The following is a 22,183-nucleotide window of genomic DNA, read 5'->3' on the forward strand; positions in this document are numbered from 1 at the left end:
GCGTCGGGACTGAAGTCCCTCCCACAGTGGGGCGCCGCGTCGACCGGATGCCGGCCACCAATCCCGATTCCCCAATCCCCAATCCCGGCTCCTCCCACTTCACACCCACTTCAAATTCGCCTCAAACCCCACCCACGCAGCGGTCGCATGCTGGCCCCCTCCCAACCGAGAGGTCGCCATGAAATCCCTGAAGCTGCTGTTGCGATTCGCCACCATCGGCGGATTGATCCTGTTGTTGCTGATCCCGCTGCTGATGATTCGCGGCACCGTGCAGGACCGCCAGCATTACCGCGACGAGGCGGTGGAACGGGTGTCGCAGAGCAAGGCCGGCGAGCAGCGCCTGCTCGGCCCGCTGCGGGTGATCCCGTGGACCCAGGAACGTGAGGTCGCCGTACTCGACGCCGACGGCAAGCGGGTGACCAAGCGCGAGACCCAGGCCGGCTACGTGCTGCAGGCGCCGCGGCGGCTGCAGGTCGAAGGCGAACTGAAGCCCGCGCAGCGCCACATCGGCCTGTTCAAGGTGCAGGTGTACAGCTGGCATGCGCGGCTGAAGGCCGAGTTCGACGATCTCGACTATGCCGCTGTCGATCGCCGCCAGTACGGCACGCCGTATCTGGCGATCGGCCTGCAGGACGTGCGCGGCCTGGTCGGCACGCCGAATCTGCGCGCCGACGGCCGCGCGCTGCCGCTGCAGCCGGGCTCGGAAGGGCTGGCCAACATCTCCAAGGGCGTGCACGCAGTGTTGCCGGCATTGCGCGATACGCAGCAGGGCCGGCTGACCGACCTGCACGACGTGCAGATGGAATTCGTGCTCGACGGCACCCAGGCGCTGTCGATCGTGCCGGTCGGCGACGACAACCAGATCGCGCTGAACTCGCCGTGGCCGCATCCGCTGTTCGGCGGCCGCTTCCTGCCCAACGAGCGCCGCATCACCGCGCAGGGGTTCCAGGCGAGCTGGGCGCTGTCGTCGCTGGCGACCGGCGCGCAGGCGCAGCTGGCCTCCGGCGGACAGGATCTCGACGCCTTGCGCGTGGACCTGGTCGACCCGGTGGACGTGTATACCCAGGCCGAGCGTGCCAGCAAGTACGGCCTGCTGTTCGTGGTGCTGACCTTCGTCGCCTTCGGCCTGTTCGAGCTGATCAAGCGCCTGCCGATCCATCCGCTGCAGTACCTGCTGGTGGGCCTGGCGCTGGCGATCTTCTTCCTGCTGCTGCTCAGCCTGTCCGAGCACATCCCGTTCTGGCAGGCGTATCTGGTCTCGGCGGTGGCCTGCATCGGGCTGCAGTTCTTCTACCTGTCGGGGGTCTTGCGCAGCCGCCTGCGCGCGGCCGGCTTCGCCAGCATGCTCACCGTGCTGTACGGCGCGCTGTACGGCTTGCTGGCCTCGGAAGACAACGCCTTGCTGATGGGCTCGCTGCTGCTGTTCGGCATCCTCGGCGCGATCATGTGGATCACCCGCCGGATCGACTGGTACGAACTCGGCGCGTCGCTGCGCTGAGCCGTCGGGGGAGAACCGGACATGGTCGCGCATCGTCATCTGCATCGGCGTCTGCAGGCGCTGCTGCCGCCCGCCCTGGAGACCCATGGCCTGCATCCCGGCAACCTGCCGGGGGCGCTCGCGCGCAGCGCGCAGGCCGCGCTGGTCACCGCCGCCGACCGCGGCGGGGCCCTGTGGCTGCGCTTGAGCGAACGCAGCCGCGCCGCCCTGGCCGGCGACGCGGTGGCGTTCCTGGCCGGCGCGCTGCAGGCGCGTGCGGCCTTGCCGGGCGAAGCCGCGCCGTGGCGCTACTGCCCCTGGCGCGCGGTGCGCCGCGATCCTGCCTGGGCGATGGACGTGGAGCGGTGCGGGGACACGCCTGCGCCGGGGTTCGTGACCTGGGAAGCGGAAGGCCGCGCGCGCTTGCTGGTGCTGCCGGCACAGGCCGCGCTGCTGTGCCGCTGGTGGCGCTGAGGCAGGGCACCCGCATCGATCGCCACCACTACGGGCGGATCGGTCGGATGGTCATCGGCCATTGACGGCAGAAACACCGACGGTGGCGGCACGGATGCCGCCACGGGTCACAGGACGGGCAGGGACGCCCACGCAGGGAGGCGGCAAGGAGGCACATGCAAGGGCATCGCCAGGCAGGCAGCGCCAGGGAAACGCTTGCGGTAGAGTGCACGGATGCACTCTCCGCTCTCCATTCAGCGCCTGCGCGGCGCCGGGATCGTGCCGTTCCTGGACGCGGTCGCTCAGCTGCGCATCGCGGTGTTCCGCGACTGGCCCTACCTCTACGACGGCGACCTCGGCTACGAACGCGAGTACCTGGCCGCCTATGCGGCGTCGCCCGACAGCGTGTTCGTGCTGGCGCGCGACGGCGAGCAGGTGGTCGGCGCCTCCACCGGGCTGCCGCTGGTCGACGACACCGAGGCGTTCGCCGCGGCCTTCGCCGGCAGCGGCATCGACCCGGCCGAGGTGTTCTATTTCGGCGAGTCGGTGCTGTTGCCGCAGTATCGCGGGCGCGGCGCCGGCCATGCCTTCTTCGACGAGCGCGAGGCGCATGCGCGCGCGCTCGGTCGCTTCCGCCTAACCGCGTTCTGTTCGGTGGAGCGGGCGCCCGACGACCCGCGGCGGCCGCCGGAGTATCGCGGCAACGACGTGTTCTGGCGCAAGCGCGGCTACCTGCCACAGCCGGCGTTGCGCATGCATCTGCCGTGGAACGAGGTCGACCGCGGCGAAACGCCGCATACCCTGGGTTTCTGGACCCGCGCGCTGGAGCCTGCCGCATGAAAGTCGCCGTCGCCAAGTATCCGATCGGCGCGCCCGCCGATTTCGCCGCCTTCGCCGACAAGCAGGCCGCGCTGCTGGGCGAGGCCGCGCAGGCCGGCGCGCAGCTGGCGGTGCTGCCGGAGTACCTCTCGCTGGAACTGGCCGCGACCTTCGGCGCCGATGTGTCGGCGCGGCTGCCGGCTTCGCTGGCGGCGATCCAGGCACTGCATGCGCCGTACCTGGCCTTGTTCGCCGACCTGGCACGGCGCCATCGCCTGCACGTGGTCGCCGGCAGCTTCCTGCTCGACATGGGCCAGGGGCGCTACCGCAACCGCGCCTACTGGTTCCCCCCGGACGGCGGCCACGGCTGGCAGGACAAACTGCAACTGACCGGCTTCGAAAAAGCCACCGGCCTGATCGACGGCGGCGAGGCGCTGAAGGTGTTCGAGGCCGAGGGCGTGCGCGCCGGCGTGGCGGTCTGCTACGACAGCGAGTTCCCGCTGCCGGTGCGTGCCCAGTACGAGGCCGGGGCGCGGCTGCTGGTGGTGCCCAGTTGCACCGACACCGAGGCCGGCGCCACCCGCGTGCGCGTGGGCTGCCTGGCGCGGGCGCTGGAGAACCGCATCTTCGTCGCTCAGTCGGTGACCGCCGGCGTCGCCGAGTGGAGCCCGGCGCTGGACGTGAACACCGGCGAGGCCACGCTGTACGCGCCGATGGACGCCGGCTTCCCGGCCGACGGCATCGTCGCGCAGACCCATGGCGAGCAGGTCTGGGCGATCGCCGAGCTGGACTTCGCCGCGTTCGAGGCCAGCCGCGCTAATGCGCAAGTGGCCAACGACCGCGACTGGCGCGGGCAACTGGCACCGGCCGTGGTACGCGCGGAACTGAGCGGGTTCGCGTAGGGCAGGATTTTGCGCCGTCGGCAGTCCGCCCTGGCGTGGCAGGTCCTGTCCCTGGGCAAAATGCTGCTCGTACCAATCCCGAATCCCCAATCCCGAATCCCGCGCGCCGGCAGGCGCCTGCTCGGCAAGGTAAAATCGCCCGATTCCCGTCGTTTCGAGCGTTCCATGGCCTGCCGCACCCGTTTTGCCCCCAGTCCCACCGGTTATCTGCACATCGGCGGCGCGCGCACCGCGCTGTATTGCTGGCTGGAGGCGCGCCACCGCGGCGGCGAATTCGTGCTGCGGATCGAGGACACCGACCGCGAGCGCAGCACCCAGGCGGCGATCGACGCGATCCTGGAGGCGATGGAGTGGCTGGGCCTGGATTACGACGAAGGCCCGATCTACCAGACCCGGCGCCTGGATCGCTACCGCGAGGTCGCCGAGCAGTTGCTGGCGCAGGGTCAGGCCTACTACGCCTACGAGACCCGCGAGGAACTGGATGCCATGCGCGAAGCGGCGATGGCGCGGCAGGAAAAGCCGCGCTACAACGGCGCCGCGCGCGAACTGAACCTGCCGCACCGCGACGATCCCAACCGGGTGATCCGCTTCAAGAACCCGACCGAGGGCGTGGTGGCGTTCGACGACCTGATCAAGGGCCGCATCGAGATCGCCAACAGCGAACTGGACGACATGGTGATCTTCCGTCCCGACGGCTATCCCACCTATAACTTCGCGGTGGTGGTGGACGACTGGGACATGGGCATCACCGAGGTGATCCGCGGCGACGACCACATCAACAACACCCCGCGGCAGATCAACATCTACCAGGCGCTGGGCGCGCCGGTGCCGAAGTTCGCGCACATGCCGATGATCCTGGACGAGCAGGGCGCCAAGCTGTCCAAGCGCACCGGCGCGGCCGACGTGATGCAGTACAAGGACGCCGGCTACCTGCCGCACGCGCTGATCAACTACCTGGCGCGGCTGGGCTGGTCGCACGGCGACCAGGAACTGTTCGGGCGCCAGGAGCTGATCGACCTGTTCGACGTCAAGGACGTCAACTCCAAGGCCGCGCGCCTGGACATGGCCAAGCTCGGCTGGGTCAACCAGCACTACCTCAAGAGCGACGACCCGGCGACGATCGCGCCGCAGCTGGAGTTCCAGTTGCGCAAGCTCGGCATCGACCCGGCCGCCGGCCCGGCTGCGGCCGAGGTGGTGGTGGCGCTGCGCGAGCGCGTGCAGACGCTCAAGGAAATGGCCGAGAAGGCCGAGGTCTGGTATCGCCCGCTGACCCGCTACGACGACGCGGCGGTGGCCAAGCATTTCAAGCCGGGCGCCGAACTGGCGCTGGGCAAGGCCCGCGAACTGCTGGCCGCGCTGCCGCAGTGGAACCTGGACGGCGTCGCCGCCGCGCTGCACGACACCGCCGCCGCCCTGGAGATCGGCATGGGCAAGGTGGCGCAGCCGCTGCGCGTGGCCATCACCGGCACCCAGGTCAGTCCGGACATCTCGCAGACCGTGTACCTGGCCGGTCGCGAGGAGGCCTTGAAACGCATCGACGCCGCGCTCATCAAGATCCCAGCGGGAAGCTGATTCCCGGGAGACCGCCATGTCCAGCAAGAAGACCGCCTGTACCGAGCCGCACCACCACGTCCACGACGCTGCCGACTTCGTCAAGGTGGTGGAGCGGGTGAGTCGCGAGCGCGGTCTGCGCCTGACCCCGATCCGCGCCAACGTGCTGCGGCTGATCGCCGAGGCCGGGCGCCCGGTCAAGGCCTACGACCTGCTGGAATGGGTGCGCGAAGGCAAGGGCGTGGGCGCCGACGCGCCGCCCACCGTGTACCGCGCGCTGGACTTCCTGATGGCCAACGGCTTCGTGCACAAGCTCGAGTCGGTCAACGCCTTCGTCGCCTGCCACCATCCGAGCAGTGCCCAGCATTCGGTGCCGTTCCTGATCTGCGACCGCTGCCACAGCGCGGTGGAGCTGGAGGACCGCGACGTGGTCAGCCAGCTGGAGCAGCGCGCCAAGGCCCTGGGATTCCAGCCGCAGGCGCAGACCCTGGAAGTGCACGGGCTGTGCGCGAAGTGCGCGGGCTGAGCTCCGTGCCGACATTGCGATACGTTGCAGGCCTGCGGGACATGGCATCCGATTGATCTGAGCCTGGCTGAATAGCTGTCGGCAATGCCTGCTATCACCGCAACGCGGGCACGTCCTGTCCGCCGTGACGTGTGGCGGTAGCGTGCTAAACGCGTTCCGGTGCGGCGTTGCCGCGCTGGAAATCGGAGCGACGGCGAAGCGGAGCCCCACAGCGAGTGCCTGAGAACCGCGTTGCGCGTCCCGGGTTGCTATTCTGATCGGCGCTACCGCATTGCCAGGAAGGTCGTTCCGATGCGCACTCACGTCGCTCCGTCCCGATCGCGCCCGACCGGGCACGTGCGCTGTGGCTGCATGCGCAGCGCCTGACCACGCCGGCGCCGTTCGGCCGCGGCGCCGAAGCGGTGCGGCAGGCGACCGCGCACCTGGGCTATGTGCAGATCGACACCATCCACGTGATCGCGCGCAGCCACCACCACGTGCTGTACACGCGCATTCCCGAGTACCGCGAACGGGATCTGGAACGGGCGCAGTCGCAGGACAAGTCGCTGTTCGAGTACTGGACCCATGCCTTGGCCTACGTGCCGGTCGCCGACTACCGCATGTACGTGGCGCAGATGGCGCGCCGACGTGCACAGGCCGACGCCCGGGGCGCGGTGGATGCGCAGGACTATGCGCGGTTGTTGCGGCGCATCCGCAACGAGGGGCCGTTGTCGATCCGCGACATCGACGACGAGGTGCTGGTCGAGAAGACCCACCCCTGGGGCAGCCGCAAGCCGTCGCGGGCTGCGTTGCAGTACGGTTTCTTCAGCGGCGACCTGGTGGTCAGCCAGCGCAGCGGCATGCTCAAGACGTACGAATTGGCCACGCGGCATTTCGGCTGGCGGCAGCGGCCGCGTCCGGTCAGCGACGCGCAATATGCGCGTTACCTGCTGCAGCGAGCGTTGCGCGCGCAGGCCATCGTCGGCGTGGACTCGGTCTGTTATGGCGAGACCGCCGCCAAACCGGCGGTGCGAGCGTTGATCGCCGCGGAAGTGGCGCGCAAGCGCCTGCGCCCGGTGCATCTGCAGGGCCAGGAAGGCGTGGCCCTGTGGGTCGAGCCGGAGCTGCTGGACAGCACGCCGCCGCCACCGGATCCGACGCGGGCGCAGTTGCTGTCGCCGTTCGATCCGCTGGTGATCCAGCGCAAACGGTTGCAGCAGTTCTTCGGCTATACCCATCGCTTCGAGGCCTATGTGCCGGCGCCACAGCGGGTACTGGGCTACTTCGCGCTGCCGGTGCTGGTCGGCGACCGCATCGTCGCCGCGCTCGACCTGAAGATGGACCGTCGCGCCGGCCGCCTGCTGATCCAGCAATGGACCTGGCTGGCGCCGCAGCGACCGGCGCTGCAGGCGAGGATCGACGCGGCGTTGCAGCGGTTCGAACGCTTCCATCTGCTGTAGCCGGGTGCTGCTGCCGCAGGGGTATGGCTTGCGGCGGTGCAACTCGCGCCAAGGGCATCCGCGGCGCAGCGCCGGACTTCGGCAGGATGCCGCGCATTCCCGATCGCATGCCTACGTCGGTTGTTGCCCAAACGTACCGCTGTTGCCGCGAACCGACGCTCACACGCGGCGGCCAGGGTCACCTCGCGACCACAGGCTGCCGCTTAGGCTCGGGTTTCCCACGTTGCCTGTGCCGCCGCATGTCCGCTGCCCGACACTGTCTCCATGCTGCAATCGACGCCTGCCGCCGCGGCACGCCCGCGGTCCTGGCCGTGGCGATGGCCCGCGAAGGCTCTACCTACGCGCACGCCGGGGCGATGGCCTTGTTCGGCCCCGATGGTGCGCAGCAAGGTTGGCTCAGCGGCGGGTGCCTGGAGCCGGAGATCGCGCGCTGCGCCACGGAGGCCGCCGTCGCCGGCATGCCGGTGTGGATGGAGATCGATACGCGCGAGGACGAGGACCTGCTGTCGGGTTCGGCAGCCGGTTGCCGGGGCCGCCTGCACCTGGCCTTGCTGCCGCTGCTCGCCTTGCCGGGCTTCGACGGGCTGGCCCAGGCCTGGCTGCAGGGGCGCGGTGGATTGACCCTGGTGCTGGAGGCCGACGGTCGCATCGCCGCCAGCGTGGCCGCGCAGGCGTTGCGGTGGTGCCTGCCTTGGCACACGCTGTCTGCGCCGCCGCCGCGCGCCGGCGAAGTGCAGGTGCCGCCGCCGCCGAGGGTCAGCGTCTTCGGTGCCGGCCCGGAAACCACCGTGTTGCTGCCGCTGCTACGTCAATTGGGCTGGATGACCACCCTGGTCGAGCAGCGGCCGCGCTGGTCTGCGTTGGCGGCGCTGGCCGACCGCGCCCTGGCATGTACGCCGACCCGCGCACTGGCCGACTGTGACGGCAGCGACGCGGCACTGGTGATGCACCACAATTTCGAACTGGATCGTGAAGCGCTGGACGCGCTGGCCGGCAGCGCGATCCCGTTCCTCGGCCTGCTGGGACCGGTGCGGCGGCGCGAGGACCTGTTCCGTTTGCTGAGCCCGACGCAACGCGCGCAGGTGTCGCCGCGCCTGCATTCGCCGATCGGGCTGCGCCTGGGAGGCAATGGCGCAGAAGCGATCGCGCTGAGCATCGCCGCGCAGTTGCAGGCCAGCCGGGCGGCGCCGCCGCGGCTGAGTGCGGTCGCGCAGGCAAGCGACAGGCCGCGGCGATCGCACCGCGATGCGCTGACGGCAGCGCCGCGATTGCTGGCCGAGGGCGCCAGGTGATGGCGCAGGCGCACGCGGCGCTGATCCTGGCCGCGGGCGGCAGCCGCCGCCTCGGCCGTCCCAAGCAGACGCTGACCAGCGACGGCGAGCCGCTGCTGCGCAAGGTCGTGCGCCTGGCGCTGTCCACGGCACCGGCGCGTTGCGTGGTGGTGCTGGGTGCGCAGGCCGAGGCGCTGCACCCGCTGCTGGAGGGATTGCCGGTGGAATGCGTGCGCAATCCGGACTGGTCCACCGGCATGGGCGGCAGCCTGGACTGCCTGCGTGCGGCGGTAGGCGACGATGCCGCGATCACCCATAGCCTGGTGCTCGGTTGCGACCAGCCGGCGTTGGCCGCGGCGCATCTGCAGGATCTGCTGGCGGCGGCCTCACGGGCGGCGTCCGGTTGCGCGGTGAGCGCCTACGCCGGCGTGCGTGGCATGCCCGCGGTGGTGGCGCAGCAGCGCTGGCGCGCGCTGCCATTGGGCGGCGACCAGGGCTTGCGCACGCTGTTCGCGACGCTGGCACCGGACAGCCTCGGTTGCATCGTCGCGCCGGCCTTGGCGCTGGACCTGGACACGCCGGAGGATGTGCAGGCGGCGGTGGCGAAAGGGTGGCTGGATCCATCGCGGTCGCTGCAGGGCGCGACGTAGCGATGGTTCCTGCAGGACTTGCTGCGGGATGCGATAGATGCATCGAAGGCTTCCATCAGACAACGGGCGACGTCGGATGGCGTCCTACTTTGCTCTTTGCAACGGAATGCCACCTCTGATGACTACGGAAGCGATGTCGCAGGAGCGGCTTCAGCCGCGACAGGCGCTATGGGTAACGTCTGTCGCGGCTGAAGCCGCTCCCACGAGGGATAGGGCGAACGGCGCAGCAAGCGGCGCTCGTGCTCAGCCGATCAACTTGTCCGGGGTGATCGGCAGGTCGCGGATGCGCTTGCCGGTGGCGTGGAACACGGCATTGGCGATGGCCGCGGGAATGCCGACCATGCCCAGTTCGCCCATGCCCTTGACCCCGAGCGGGTTGACGATGGTGTCGTCCTCTTCGACGAACATGGTCTGGATCTCGTGCACGTCGGCGTTGACCGGCACATGATAGTCGGCCAGCGAGGCGTTGAGCATGCGCCCGTAGCGGTGGTCGATCTCGGCGCCTTCGCTGAGCGCCATGCCGATGCCCATCACCACGCCGCCGATTTCCTGGCTGTGCGAGGTCAGCGGATTCATGATCTTGCCGCAGGCGGTGGCTTCGATGACCCGCGTCACCTGCACCATGCCGGTGTCCGGATCGACCTTGACCTCGATGAACTGCGCGCCGTGTGCGGCGGTGGCGTACTGCTTGCGCTCGGCCGAGGGCTTGGATTCGTGCACCACCTCCAGCTCCTGCAGGCCGTGCTGGCGCATCAGCTTGGCCACGTCCAGGCCGGCTTCGGGCTTGCCGGTCGGGCGCAATTGGCCATCGACCAGTTCCACCGCATCCACATCCAGCCCGCTGAATGCGGCCTGCCCATCCTGCCTGGCCAGTTCCAGCAGCTTGCCGCGGATCTCGCGCGCCGCGCCGTGGATCGCGCTGCCGACGCTGGCGGTGGTCCACGAGCCGCCCTGCGCGGGCGCCTTGGGCAGACGCGTATCGCCGAGTTCGAACTGCACGCGCTTGGCGTCGATGCCCAGGTACTCGGCGGCGATCAGGGTCATCACCGTATAGGTGCCGGGGCCGATGTCGGCCGTGGCGCTGCCGACCCGGGCGCTGCCGTCGGCCTTCAGCACCACCCGCGCCAGCGCCGGCATCTGCATCGACGCCCAGGTGCCGGTAGCCATGCCCCAGCCGACCAGCAGGCGGCCGTCGCGCATGGAGCGCGGCTCGGGCGTGCGCTTGCTCCAGCCGAAGGTCTCGGCGGCGAGCGCGTAGCATTCGCGCAGCGCCTTGCTCGAGAACGGCTTGCCGCTGTCCGGGTCGGTCTCGGCATAGTTGGCCAGGCGCAGTTCCAGCGGGTCCATCTTCAGCGCATAGGCCAGTTCGTCCATCGCGCACTCGATGCCGAACATCTGGCTGATGGTGCCGGGCGCGCGCATCGCCTGCGGCGTCGGCAGGTCGGTCTCCACCACCTCGAAGCGATCCTCCACGTTGGGGCAGGCGTACAGCGAGCGGGCATTGCGGAAGAAGGCCTCGTTGAACGCCTCGATGCGCGAGGTGTTGAGCACGTGCCGGTAGCGGATCGCCTGCAGCGTGCCGGCGGCGTCGGCGCCCAGGCCCAGTTCCACGCGGTAATAGGGGCGGTAGCCATGGCCGCTGAACATCTGCCGCCGGGTGTAGACGATCTTCACCGGAAGGCCGACCGCCTTGGAGACCGCGCCGAGCAGGAAGGTGTAGTAGTTGGGGCGCAGGCAGGAGCCGAACGCGCCGCCGACGAACAGCGAGACCACATTGACCTTGTCCACCGGAATGCCGAAGTAGCCGGCCAGCTGTTCGCGGTCCTGGTAGACGTTCTGGCTCTTGTTGACCACGGTCAGGGTGTCGCCGATCCAGTAGCCGATGCCGCCGTGCGGCTCCATCGGATTGTGGTGCTCGACCGGCATCGTGTACGCGGCCTCCAGCTTCACCGGCGCGGCGGCGAACGCGGCGGCCGGGTTGCCGCGCGGCTTCGGCGACTCTTCCGGTGTCGGATCGTGCGCCTGGCCGAGCAGCGCGTCGAAATCGGTCTGCGCGGCCTCGGTGGCGTACTCCACCTGGATCAGCCGCGACGCATGCCGCGCCTGCTCGAAGGTGCTGGCCACCACCACCGCGATCGGTTGCGCATTGAAGTGGATGCGGTCGTCGACCAGGGCGCGGAACGACAGGTCTTCGCCCTTCTTCTTGACCGCGTCGGAGACCGGCTTGATCGCATTGAGATGGGTCAGCACCTTGATCACGCCCGGCGCGGCTTCGGCGGCGCGGGTGTCGATGCGCACGATGCGGCCCTTGGCGATGGTGCTGGTGAGGATGTAGCCGTGGACCAGATGCGGGATCTGGAACTCCGCCGCATAGCGCGCCTTGCCGGTGACCTTGGCGTAGCCGTCGACGCGGCGCATTTCCTTGCCGATGTAGTTCATTGCCGGTTCTCCGGTTGGCCGCTCACGCGGCGTCGCTGCCGCTGGCGCGGTGCAGGGCGCGGATCATCGCGTGCGTGCCCATCGGGATCTTGTAGGCGTTGTGCGCCAGCGGCTGCGCCGCGGCCATCTCGGCCTGCGCGGCGGCGGCGAAAGCGGTCTCGCCGACATGCTGCCCGACCAGCGCACGTTCGGCGGCGCGTGCGCGCCAGGGTTTGTGCGCCACCCCGCCCATGGCGATGCGCGCGTCGCGGATGCGCCCGTCCGGTTCCAGTGCCAGCGCCGCGGCCACCGAGATCAGTGCGAATGCGTAGCTGGCCCGGTCGCGTACCTTCAGATAGTGGCTGTGCGCGGCGAAGCTCTGCGCCGGCAGGGTGATGGACTCGATCAGTTCGCCATGCGCGAGCTGGTTGTCGACATCGGCGCGCGCCTCGGGCAGCAGGTGGAATTCGGCGAACGGGATCTCGCGCTGCGTGCCGGCCGGCGTACGCACCTGCACCGTCGCGTCCAGTGCGGCCAGCGCCACGCACATGTCCGACGGGTGCACGGCCACGCAGTGTGCGCTGTGGCCGAAGATCGCGTGGGTGCGGTTGAGCCCCTCGCGCGCGCCGCAACCGCTGCCGGGTTCGCGCTTGTTGCAGGGCAGGGCGGTGTCGTAGAAGTAGCCGCAGCGCGTGCGCTGCAGCAGGTTGCCGCCGTTGCTGGCCATGTTGCGCAATTGCATCGTGGCCCCGGCCAGGATCGCCTGGCTCAGCAGCGGATAGCGCTGGCGCACCAAGGGATGGTTGGCGGTCTGCGTGTTGTTGGCGAGCGCGCCCAGGCGCAGGCCGCCGTCGGCGGTTTCGGCGATCTCGGCCAGGCCCTTGAGCCGGGTCAGGTCGACGATCTCGTCGGCACCGGTCACCCCTTCCTTCATCAGGTCGAGCAGGTTGGTGCCGCCGCCGAGGAAGCGTGCGTTCGGGTTGGCGGCGACACGGCGCACCGCGTCCTCCGGCGAGGTCGCGCGCTGATACTTAAACGGCGTCATCGGCCACCTCTTTCGCCATCTTCAGGGCGGTCAGTTCGGACTGGTCGACATAGCGCCAGGTCAGCGGCCGCGGCGCGCCGCCGCTGTGCACGTCCTGGATGGCGGCGACGATCTTCGGGTAGGCGCCGCAGCGGCAGATGTTGCCGCTCATCCGCTCGCGCACCTCGGCGTCGCTGAGTTCGGTGACCGGCCGGCTGACGTCGGCGCTGACGTGGCTGGCATCGCCGCGCCTGATCTCGTTCAACAAGGCCACCGCCGAGCAGATCTGCCCAGGCGTGCAATAGCCGCACTGGAACCCGTCGTGCTGCACGAACGCGGCCTGCATCGGATGCAGTCGCTCGCCGTCGGCCAGGCCCTCGATGGTGGTGATCTGGGTGTCTTCTGCCTGTGCCGCCAGGGTCAGGCAGGACAGCCGGCGCTCGCCATCGACGATCACCGTGCAGGCGCCGCACTGGCCGTGGTCGCAGCCCTTCTTGGTGCCGGTCAGTGCCAGGTGTTCGCGCAGCGCATCCAGCAACGTGGTCCGTGGATCCAGCTGCAGGGCATGGCGCTGACCGTTGACCTCCAGGACCACGGGCAAGGCGTTCTGCGGTGGCGCGGCCTTGGCGGCCGGCGCGGCAAATGCGGCCTCGCTGAAGAGGATCTGTCCGCCCGCGCTGCTCAGGCCCGCGGCCGAGAGCAGGGCGAGGAATTCGCGGCGCGAGAGGCCGTTGATGCCGAGCCGGCGCGCGAGCGCGGCTTCGTCCTCGCTCAGCGGGGTGTCGCGCGCGCTGTCGGCGGCGCCGGACGCGTCATCGGTACGGTGGGGCTCATGCTGCATCGGTCTCTCCTGCCTGGGGGACCGCCACCGCGCGCGCCGTGGCGCAGCATGGAGCGAGTCGACCTGGGTAGCAGCGCCATCGCGACGCCGGCGTACGGGCACGCATCGGAACCCGGCCGCCAGCATCGCGGCGGTACCGCGAAGGGATTGCGAAGAGGGCGCGAAGGGAGGGTGTCGGGGCAGTGATACGGACGGGTGGCCGTACTGGATCGGGATGCGCGTGCATGCGCTCCTGCAGATGCCATCGCCGCCACGACAGGCGCGCGATTGCGCCTGTCATCGTCGGCGCCACGCGACGCCGGTGCAGCGATGGCGTCGCGTGCGTCTGCGATGCGGCAGGCGCTACCAGCGATACGCCACCGATGCCTGATACTGGCGGCCGGCGATCGGGCGGCCCATGAACACGCCGCCGGTGGCCGCGCCGGGCACGCGTACATTGCCTTCTGTCAGGCCCAGCGTGTCGGTCACGTTGCTGCCGCTGACGGTGAACTCCCAGTGCTCGCCGCTGTGCAGGCTGGCGCCGAGGTCGAGCATGTCGTAGGACGGCAGGCGCTGGCTGTTGGCCAGGTCGGCGTAGCGTTCGCCGATGTAGGAATAGGTCGCGAACACGCGCAGGTCGCCGAACGGCAGCATCCAGTAGTAGCTCGGCGTCAGCCGGAACTGGCGCTTGGGCTGGCGCATGACCTGGTTGCCGGTGTATTCGCGGTAATTGCGGTACTTCGCGTCCAACCACACCCCCGTCCCGGCCAGTTCGAAGCCGCCGAACGGACGGATCGCGCCTTCCACCTCCAGGCCGTAGGCACGCGAATCGCCGACCGTGGTGAAGTTGCTGCCGTTGGCCAGGAAGGCCTGGAACGGCGAATTCCTGAAGGTGTTGTAGAACGCCGTGAGGTACAGATCGTAGTTGGCCGCACCCGACTTCAATCCCAGTTCGTATTGCCGGATGTCCTGCACCTTGGTCTGGCCGTCGCGCAGATTGTCGAAGCCAGGAAACTTGACCCCGGAATTGACCCGCGCGAACACGCTGTTGTGCGCGTCGAGCTTGACGTTCAGGCCGGCGGTCCACGACAGCGCATTGTCGTCCTGGTCGATGTGTCGCGCGCTCGGCAGCGAGATCGAGGTGGCATTGTCGTAGAGCGTGGCCGGATTGCCGTCCAGGTCCACGGTCGCGGTGTCGTGCACGGTGCCGGTGACGCGCTGGCGCTCGTAGCGCACGCCCAGGTCCAGGCGCAACCGCTCGTCCAGTTCCCATTCGTCGGCGACGAACACCGCGGCGTTCTCGCCCTCGTAATGCGCGCGCAGCGCCAGGAAGGCGGTGCTGGTGAAGCCGTCGCGGGTCGGCTGGCGGCCGTCGTCCAGCGTCACGTCGATGCGCCGCGCATGGTTCTGCGCGGTCAGCAGCATGGTGTTGCCGAGGTACCAGGTGTCGTTGGAGGTGTACCTGGCGTAGTAGCTGCCCACGGTGAGCGTGTTGCCGGCGAACAGCATGCGGCTCAGGCGCAGATCGTTGGTGAAGGAGTTCAGGCGCTTGTCCACCGACCACCAGCCGGCTTCCAGTACCTGCTGGTTCGGATCGACCGCGCCGCCGCCGTTGGTGTAGCGCGCGCTGCCGGTGCTGCCGTAGCCGGCGATGAAGTCGCCCAGCCGCTGCGGCGCGTCACCGGTGAACAGCGCATAGGTCGGTGCGGTGCCGCCCATCACGTTGAAACGGTCGGCGACGGTCCAGTCGCCCACCTCCCAGTTCAGTTCGCCGCCGAACACGTCGATGTTGACGCCGCGGCCGTCGCCGAGGTCGCGCCGGATGGTCTGGCCGTTGGGGCCGACCGGCAGGGTGACGTTGCGGAAGTCGTCGCTCAGCAGCGTGCCGCGCTGCGCATTGAGGCCGGGGAAGCTGGACAGGTCGTTGCCGTTGTTGCGCGACAGCAACGGGATCGCGGTGTAGAAGGCGTTGTTGTCGTCGGTATGGCGCGCATAGAACGACAGTTCGCCGCTGTCCCAGCGCTTGCTCAGGGTGGCGCTGAACTGGCCGCCCTTGTCGGCGGGGAACTGCGGGTCGCGCACGCCGTCGGTCTCGCGGAAGAAGCCGCCGATGCTGTAGTACCAGCCGTTGCCCATCGGCCCGCTGTCGAACAGATCGATGCGGCGCAGGGCGTCGCTGCCGCCGGTGAGGCGCACGCTGCCTTCCGGCTCGTCCTGGCCCTTCTTCTGGATGAAGTTGACGGTGATGCCGGCCTGGCCGTTGGAGAAGATCGGGCTGGAACCGCCGCGCAGCACTTCCATGCGTTCGATGGTGTCGTCGGTGCGGAACAGCGTGGAGTTTTCCAGGAACGACAGGGTCGGCGGCGGGAACAGCGGCGCGCCATCGAGCTGGAAAGTGACGAACGGCGCATCGCCTTCGGAGGGCATGCCGCGCACGAAGATGTTGGCGCCGGTGCCGCCGCCGCTCGGCTCGGCCCACACGCCCGGCACGATCTTCAGCAGGTCGGCGCTGCTCTGCGGCACCGCCTGCTGGATCTGTTCGGGCGTGGCGGTGGTGATCGAGAAGCTCGCGTCGCGCTTGCGCAGGCCGCTGAAGCGCGCAGTGCCGCTGACGACCACGGTATCCAGGGTGGTGGCGTCGGGTTGCGTTGCCGGCGCAGCGGGTGCGTCGGCGGTCTGCGCCAGCGCGGGGGGCGCGAGCAGGACGGCGGCGATGGACAGGGGCAGCAGATGACGAAGCGGCGCAAGATGCATGAAGAATCTCTCCTTTCTTCATTCGGAACGATCGGCCGGGATGCGGCACGCGCGTGCAGCGCGCGGCCGCGTCGCATCGGCCGGTACGGCGCGAAGCAGGGGGCGACGCGCGGCGCCCTTTGTAACGCCGTCGGGCGATCGGAGCGTTGTGCAGCGCGGTACCGGCCGCGTTTGCGTGACAGGTTGCCCAGGCAGGTCGACATCGCACCGCAACCTACGGCGTGCGCTGCGCAGGGCGGCGTCGCTTCGGTTGGTCATGCGTGTGGTCATGCGTGGCGTCGCAGGAGAGGCGCAGCCGTGACAGAGACGATCGCGGAACGCCGATCGTGGTCGATTTCCAGAAGGGCACAGCGCGCCGCTCCTGCGCAGCGTGCATCCGGGGCAAGGGCCGTCGCCATCGTCGCCACGCGCCGCTTGCTATCGTGGCGCGCTGTGCGTCCAGGAGTGTCCTGCAATGAAGAACTGGCTGTTCCTGCTGGTGGCCATCCTCGCCGAGGTGGTCGCGACCTCGGCGCTGAAGGCCAGCGAGGGCTTCACCCGGCTGTGGCCGACGCTGCTGGCGCTGTGCGGCTATGGCATCGCCTTCTACCTGCTGTCGCTGACCCTGCGCAGCGTGCCGGTAGGCGTCGCCTATGCGCTCTGGTCTGGCATCGGCATCGTGTTGATCTCGCTGCTGGCGTGGTGGCGGTTCGGCCAGGCGCTGGACCCGCCGGCGATCGTCGGCATGGCGCTGATCGTCGCCGGCGTGGTGGTGATCAACGTGTTCTCGCGCAGCGCCCCGCATTAGCCACGCCATGAGGGCGCACTTGCCCAAGGAAATCCGATAGGTGCTGAGATACGGTGGGGTTATGCAAACAAAGACCGTTCTGGCCTGTCTGAGAAAGGCGGCGTGAGAACGGCGATCGACGACTGAAGTCTGCTGTTAGTGGGCTCCGATGGCACTGTTCCGTTGTCGCTGTATGCTGATCCCACCGGCTAGCGGGGCAGCCACGTGTGTGATGGCTCGCATGCGCGAGAATTCTGAGCCTGACGGCGAAGCTTTCCGTGGGAAAACAAGGATTGCAGGGGGCGTGTGGAAGAGAAAAAGAAGTCGTATCCGGGTGCGGTTCAGTCGAGGGCGAAATGACGCGGCAAACTACTGCTCCGTTGTCCAATTGAAACATGGTGAATTTTTCCGGAAAGCCTTGATTTGAGTGACCTGGCTGTCGTCCCAAAAAGAAGTTTATTTATTTGGGAGAGCTCGCATTTGACCGCTTTTCGCTAACAGAAGATATTAGCTTCAGTCGCGACACTATCTGATTCGGGGCGAGTGCGGACTTGCTGCATTATGGATGGACGAAGCCGGAAAGCTGCCGTGACAGCAGGGTCCTGTGTGCGCCGTCCTTGATCGAACTCACAAGAAAAAGGGGGGTGAACGCGCATGTCTCAAACAAAGTTGGATATGGAATGTTCGAATGTGTTTATCGCGACCAAAGTCTATAATTGGCGCGGATTGCATGTCTCTTATCATGCCAATAATTGCTGGATTCCTTGCGACGAAGGCAACCGGCATTTTCGGGCTTTGCGTGAAAGAATTGCAAAAAAACTCTGCGAAGAGCTAGAGCCTCGTGTCACGTGGGCCAGAAAGGTCTATTCTTCCGAAGGACGCCTTACCGGATATGACTGTGAGTGTGGCTTTATTCCTCACGACTTTCAGAACCATTTGTTTCAACTACTTCGCTCTGCGATCGAATCTGGAATTTGTCAGGTCGAGGAGCCGAGAGGAATCGACGAGAGTATGTCGAAGATCAATAGCCTTATTTTTTGCGTCGTTCTGGATCGAGGTTGGCAGCATCTAGCAGGTCGGCTAGAGAGATCATTTGAGTATCGGGCCAATCCTGACAGTGATCCAGTGGCTTTGCAAGTAAGGCTTCAAAACCTGCCGGCCGAAGCGGGTGATGTATTTCCCTTGGTCTGCGAAGCGTTGGGAGCTGAGCCGCCCGAGCATCCGGTTTTGCTAAAATACCTCAATGCAGCCATGATCGAAGTCGAGATTTCTGTAGCGCATTTATTAAAGATTTTTAGAAGTGAACTTGCGCGCATCGACGAGCGGATTGCACCCTTTGTAAATGATCAGTTAGAGCAGCATTTGACGCGCTCAGGTAGAAGTAAATCAAGGGGGCCATCAATCGATTGGCTGATCCAAATGGCTCCTAGTTACCTGACTTACGCCTTGGCCGACACAGCCAATGTCGCGCTTCAAGCGTTTGCGCTCGAATATGGAGGTAACGTTCCTGGACATGTGATGGAGGATGCGCTGTTACGCGCCCATCTTACCTTTGCGCGACATGGTGACGGCTCGATAAGACTTTCGCAATTTAAGCACCAAGGTGATAATTCGTTTAAGGTGCAAGGGCGTTGGGAAGGAGGGGCGGCGTTGGCAATCGTGTCCAATGAGCAGCGTCGTAAAGTCGTCGATCTTCAATTTGTTTCTTCGCGGGTTCAGCGGCTTTTCCAATCGGGGTTCGCAATGGAGGCTTTGGTTCTCGCGAACGCAGCCTTTGAAGTTGTGGTTGAGCGTTATCTTGCCTTTGTCGTCGCGATTGATCCCATCGCTGAAGATAAGGTCCAAAAGCAGGGGCAACGGAAGAACCTTGAATTGATAAGTAAAATAGTTTTGGCCGAAACAGAGCCTGATTTGCGAGGTGCGGAATTTAAGGAATTCGTCTCGGTGATGTTTGAGGCGAACACGATGCGAAATAACTACCTTCATCAGCTTGTGCCTCCCAGCCAAGATCCTTGGAAGATTGCAGAGCTTGACCGTATTGTGGGGCGTGTTCTGCCGTTTCTAACGGAACCGTTTCGATCAATGAATACCCTTGGTTGTCTTTGCCAATATGGTGGGCCACGGCAGGAGACGACACTCCTTTTGCTGGCCGAACTCAATTCTTGAGCCGGCTCTCATTCCTTCCGAGCCCTAGACAAAGTTGCCTTGGCCGGAGAGGGTAAGTGCGCCTCAGGGCGATTGGCCAAAAAAAGAGGCCGCCCGAAGGCGGCCTCGTCATGCTGCAGCGAAGCTGCCCGATCAGAAGAACAGGCGCACGCCGAACGAGGCGCTGCGGCCGGGCAGCATGACGTCGTCCTTGAGGAACGAGGTATGCACGCGCGCATCCTGATTGGTCAGGTTGTTGCCGTCCAGGAACACTTCCCAGGCGGTGCTGCCGGCATCGACGTGATAGGCCAGATGCGCATCGACCAGGGTGTAGCCGGCGGTGGGCGTCTCGTTGACCGCCACCTTGTCCTGCTTCTGGTAGCGGGTGGCGCCCAGCGCGGCGCGCCAGTTGCTCGCGTCCCAGCGCAGCTGCGCGCCGTAGCGCGCCGGCGCGATGCGCGGCAGGTTGCCGCCGTCCTTCAGGCGTGCGCGCACGGTGTCGCCGAACACGCGCAAGTCCCAGGCGCCGCTGTCGTTGTTGGCCAGGTGGAAGGTAGCCTCGCCCTCGAAACCATGGAACACCGCATCGGCCTGGGTCCACTGGCGGATCGGCAGGAAATCGTTGTCTTCCTCGTGGAACCACTGGCCGCCGGTGTCGACGATGTAGATGAAGTCGTCGTAGCGGTTGTAGTAGCCGGCCACCTTGGCGTCGACCCAGTCGTTCTTGAAGATCAGGCCCAGTTCGGCCTGGTTGGCCTTCTCGGTCTTCAGGTCGGGGTTGCCGATCTCGTAGGCGAGGGTGGCGATGTGCGGACCGTTGGCGAACAGTTCTTCTTCGGCCGGGGCGCGCTCGGCGTGGTCGAGGTTGGCGGTCAGGCGCCACTGCTCGTTGAAGCGGAAGCCGCCGCTCAGCGACAGGCTCTTCGGAGTGAAATCGCGGTCCACGCCGGTGTCGGTCTCGTACTTGGTCCTGTCCACGCGCGCGCCGACCTCGGCCTGCACGCGGTCCCAGCTGTTGCGCGCCAGCGCGAACACGCCGATGGCGCTGGTGTCGGTCTTCGGCACGAAGGCTTCTTCGCCGGTGGCCTGGAAGGTCGAGTCGCTGCCCTGCACGCCGACCGCGGTCTGCCAGCCGCCGCCCAGGCCGAAGGAGGCCTCAACGCGGCCTTCGTTGGCGCGCTTGTCGAACTTGGTGCCCACTTCCGCGCCTTCGAACTCGGTGTGGGTGTAGGCGGTGTGGCCGAAGCTGTAGCGCAGTGCGCTGCCGTCGCCCCACGGGTCGTTCAGCGCACCCTTGAGCTCGAAACGGTCCTGGTGCAGCTGCAGCGACACGCCGCGCTCGCCGGCGGCCGGATCGCCGGGCTCGCCGGGGTTGCCGTAGTTGTCGCGGAAGCGCGAGATCGACACGCCGACGAAGCCCCAGTCGCCGGCCAGCGAACTGCCGATCGAGCCGACCTTGGACTTGACGAACGAGTTGAGCTGCGGGCCCTGCGGCGTGTCGTAGTCCTTCAGGTTGCGGTACACGCCGTCGGCATGGATCGACAGGCCGCTGCCGTTGCCGGCATCGACGCGGAACATGTCGGTGTTGCCGCTCTTGTCGCCGCCTTCCCAGCGCGCTTCGGCACGACCGTGCACGCCGTCGACCGGGGTCTCGGCGATGCGCCCGTCGACCACGTTGACCACGCCGCCGATCGCACCGGAGCCGTACAGCAGGGTGGACGGACCCTTCAGCACTTCGATCTGGTCGGCCAGGAACGGCTCAACGGCAGGCGAATGATCCTGGCTGACCGTGGACACGTCCTGCGAGGACAGGCCGTCGTTGAGCACCGCCACGCGCGGGCCGTCGAGGCCGCGGATGATCGGCCGGCCCACGCCGGGGCCGAAGTTGGAGCTCTGCACGCCCGGCAGGCTGGCCACGGTCTCGCCGATGCTGGCGCCGCGGTTCTCGTCCAGGCGCTCGCCGGCCAGCACGTCCACCGGCTGGCTCAGCGCACCGGCGGCATCGCGCAGCGGGCTGGCGGTGACCACCACCTGGTCCATGTCCTTCACGTGTCGGTCCTGCCTGTGGCCTGCGCCGTGGCGGCTGTCGCTGGCAGGCGGCGTGGCGTCGGTCGCGGTCGTCGCGGTGGTCGGGTCGGCGGCCAGGGCCAGCGACGGGCTCAGCAGGCCAAGCAGGGCCAGGGACAGGGCGGAACGGCGGAGCAGGACGGGACGGGGAGAGGGCATGGGCATTCCATCAGGAGGGACAGTCGGGGGCGACGTGCGCGCTGCCGGCACCGCACAGCGGCGGTGGACGGTCGGGGAAGGGGCGCGGGACGCGCTGGTCGCCGGCGGCCGAATGTTATATTATTCCGTAACACTTTCAATCCGTGCCGACCGTCATGTCCTCATCGTTCGATCTGCGCGCCACGCTCGACCGTCTCGGCGCCACCGGTTCGCTGCTGTGCGCGGTGCATTGCGCGGTGTTGCCGCTGGCGCTGGCGGTGCTGCCGTCGCTGGGTCTGGCGATGTGGCTGGGCGAGGGCGTGGAGCGCACCCTGGTCCTGTTCGTGACCTGCCTGGGCCTGTTCAGTCTGGTGCTCGGGTATCGCCGGCACCGCGTGTGGCAGGCGCTGGGATTGCTCATCCTCGGCCTGCTGGCCCTATGGGCCGGGCTGCTGGTGCCGGCGCTGCATCATGCGGTGGCGCCGCACGCGGCGATCATGACCTTCGGCGGCACCCTGGTCGGCCTGGCGCACCTGCTCAACCTGCGTTTGAACCACGGCCACGTGCACGACGCAAGCTGCGCCCATTGAGCGCACGTGGTAGGCTTGCCGCCCTTGCGCGAGGGCGCTGACCGCGTTGGCCTCGCCAAACCCCGTGCATCTCGCGGGGGTTTTCGCAAACACATTCAGGAGTCGATGAGCATGGGTAAGGGTGACCGCAAGACCGCCAAGGGCAAGCGCTACAACGCCAGCTACGGCAATTCGCGCTCGCACAGCGTGAGCAAGGTGGCCGTGGGCGCTGCATCGCCGGCCGCTAAGAAGTCGGTGGTCAAGGCGCCGGCGGTGAAGAAGGCCGTGGCCAAGAAGACGGTCGCCAAGGCCGGCTGAGCCAGCCACCGGTTGCGACGAAGAACGCGGCGCTTGCGCCGCGTTTTTTTATGTCTGTCTGTTTTTACCTTGGCCG

General features: G+C 67.4%; 18 protein-coding genes. 13 read left to right on the forward strand and 5 right to left on the reverse strand.

What is annotated here, in order from left to right:
• The first annotated feature begins 178 nt into the window (after positions 1–178).
• From creD to SLW55_RS12120, 9 genes are all read left to right on the forward strand, one after another.
• Entirely contained in the window at positions 179–1,498 is a 1,320-nt protein-coding gene (creD, locus tag SLW55_RS12080; RefSeq protein WP_267099578.1) for a cell envelope integrity protein CreD, read from the forward strand.
• A 21-nt stretch (positions 1,499–1,519) separates the two neighbouring features.
• Complete coding sequence (locus tag SLW55_RS12085; protein ID WP_267099579.1) at positions 1,520–1,951, forward strand: hypothetical protein; 432 nt, start codon at positions 1,520–1,522, stop codon at positions 1,949–1,951.
• A 213-nt stretch (positions 1,952–2,164) separates the two neighbouring features.
• Positions 2,165–2,770, forward strand: a complete 606-nt coding sequence (locus tag SLW55_RS12090) for a GNAT family N-acetyltransferase (protein ID WP_267099580.1) — start codon at positions 2,165–2,167, stop codon at positions 2,768–2,770.
• The gene (locus SLW55_RS12095) at positions 2,767–3,651 is read left to right on the forward strand and encodes a carbon-nitrogen hydrolase family protein (protein ID WP_320745191.1); all 885 of its coding nucleotides are present in this window, start codon (positions 2,767–2,769) and stop codon (positions 3,649–3,651) included. The genes SLW55_RS12090 and SLW55_RS12095 overlap by 4 nt, the downstream gene beginning before the upstream one ends.
• Positions 3,652–3,816: 165 nt before the next feature.
• Positions 3,817–5,223 carry a glutamate--tRNA ligase gene (gene gltX / locus SLW55_RS12100; protein ID WP_295943213.1) on the forward strand — a complete coding sequence of 469 codons (1,407 nt, stop codon included), beginning with the start codon at positions 3,817–3,819 and terminating at the stop codon, positions 5,221–5,223.
• Between the two features lie 16 nt (positions 5,224–5,239).
• Complete coding sequence (locus SLW55_RS12105) at positions 5,240–5,728, forward strand: transcriptional repressor (protein ID WP_017907264.1); 489 nt, start codon at positions 5,240–5,242, stop codon at positions 5,726–5,728.
• A gap of 401 nt (positions 5,729–6,129) precedes the next feature.
• Positions 6,130–7,167: a winged helix DNA-binding domain-containing protein gene (locus SLW55_RS12110; protein ID WP_320745192.1), complete on the forward strand. Its 1,038-nt coding sequence runs from the start codon at positions 6,130–6,132 to the stop codon at positions 7,165–7,167.
• A gap of 239 nt (positions 7,168–7,406) precedes the next feature.
• Entirely contained in the window at positions 7,407–8,459 is a 1,053-nt protein-coding gene (locus SLW55_RS12115) for an XdhC family protein (RefSeq protein WP_320745193.1), read from the forward strand.
• Positions 8,459–9,088 (forward strand): nucleotidyltransferase family protein, encoded by a 630-nt coding sequence (locus SLW55_RS12120; protein ID WP_320745194.1) that lies wholly within the window; start codon positions 8,459–8,461, stop codon positions 9,086–9,088. The genes SLW55_RS12115 and SLW55_RS12120 overlap by 1 nt, the downstream gene beginning before the upstream one ends.
• A 243-nt stretch (positions 9,089–9,331) precedes the next feature.
• On the opposite strand, the gene SLW55_RS12125 is transcribed toward SLW55_RS12120, so the two are convergent.
• From SLW55_RS12125 to SLW55_RS12140, 4 genes are all read right to left on the reverse strand, one after another.
• The gene (locus tag SLW55_RS12125) at positions 9,332–11,527 is read right to left on the reverse strand and encodes a xanthine dehydrogenase family protein molybdopterin-binding subunit (protein ID WP_320745195.1); all 2,196 of its coding nucleotides are present in this window, start codon (positions 11,525–11,527) and stop codon (positions 9,332–9,334) included.
• A gap of 22 nt (positions 11,528–11,549) precedes the next feature.
• Positions 11,550–12,551, reverse strand: coding sequence for a xanthine dehydrogenase family protein subunit M (locus SLW55_RS12130; protein ID WP_267115185.1), 1,002 nt, complete (start codon positions 12,549–12,551; stop codon positions 11,550–11,552).
• Complete coding sequence (locus tag SLW55_RS12135; protein ID WP_295958847.1) at positions 12,538–13,371, reverse strand: 2Fe-2S iron-sulfur cluster-binding protein; 834 nt, start codon at positions 13,369–13,371, stop codon at positions 12,538–12,540. The genes SLW55_RS12130 and SLW55_RS12135 overlap by 14 nt, the downstream gene beginning before the upstream one ends.
• 342 nt (positions 13,372–13,713) lie before the next feature.
• Positions 13,714–16,104: a TonB-dependent receptor gene (locus tag SLW55_RS12140; RefSeq protein ID WP_320745196.1), complete on the reverse strand. Its 2,391-nt coding sequence runs from the start codon at positions 16,102–16,104 to the stop codon at positions 13,714–13,716.
• A 454-nt stretch (positions 16,105–16,558) separates the two neighbouring features.
• Between SLW55_RS12140 and SLW55_RS12145 the strand changes: the two genes are divergently transcribed.
• Together SLW55_RS12145 and SLW55_RS12150 are read left to right on the forward strand one after the other, a co-directional pair.
• Complete coding sequence (locus tag SLW55_RS12145) at positions 16,559–16,891, forward strand: SMR family transporter (RefSeq protein ID WP_010343489.1); 333 nt, start codon at positions 16,559–16,561, stop codon at positions 16,889–16,891.
• Between the two features lie 633 nt (positions 16,892–17,524).
• Positions 17,525–19,036, forward strand: a complete 1,512-nt coding sequence (locus SLW55_RS12150; RefSeq protein WP_320745197.1) for a hypothetical protein — start codon at positions 17,525–17,527, stop codon at positions 19,034–19,036.
• A gap of 132 nt (positions 19,037–19,168) precedes the next feature.
• Here the strand turns inward: SLW55_RS12150 and SLW55_RS12155 are convergent, their stop codons facing one another.
• Positions 19,169–21,241 (reverse strand): TonB-dependent receptor, encoded by a 2,073-nt coding sequence (locus SLW55_RS12155; RefSeq protein ID WP_320745198.1) that lies wholly within the window; start codon positions 21,239–21,241, stop codon positions 19,169–19,171.
• Between the two features lie 155 nt (positions 21,242–21,396).
• Between SLW55_RS12155 and SLW55_RS12160 the strand changes: the two genes are divergently transcribed.
• Positions 21,397–21,810, forward strand: a complete 414-nt coding sequence (locus SLW55_RS12160) for a MerC domain-containing protein (RefSeq protein ID WP_320745199.1) — start codon at positions 21,397–21,399, stop codon at positions 21,808–21,810.
• 111 nt (positions 21,811–21,921) lie between these two features.
• Positions 21,922–22,107, forward strand: coding sequence for a 30S ribosomal protein THX (locus SLW55_RS12165; protein ID WP_017911843.1), 186 nt, complete (start codon positions 21,922–21,924; stop codon positions 22,105–22,107).
• Positions 22,108–22,183: the final 76 nt, after the last annotated feature.

Source organism: Xanthomonas sp. LF06-19 (assembly GCF_034105425.1).
GTDB lineage: Bacteria > Pseudomonadota > Gammaproteobacteria > Xanthomonadales > Xanthomonadaceae > Xanthomonas_A > Xanthomonas_A sontii.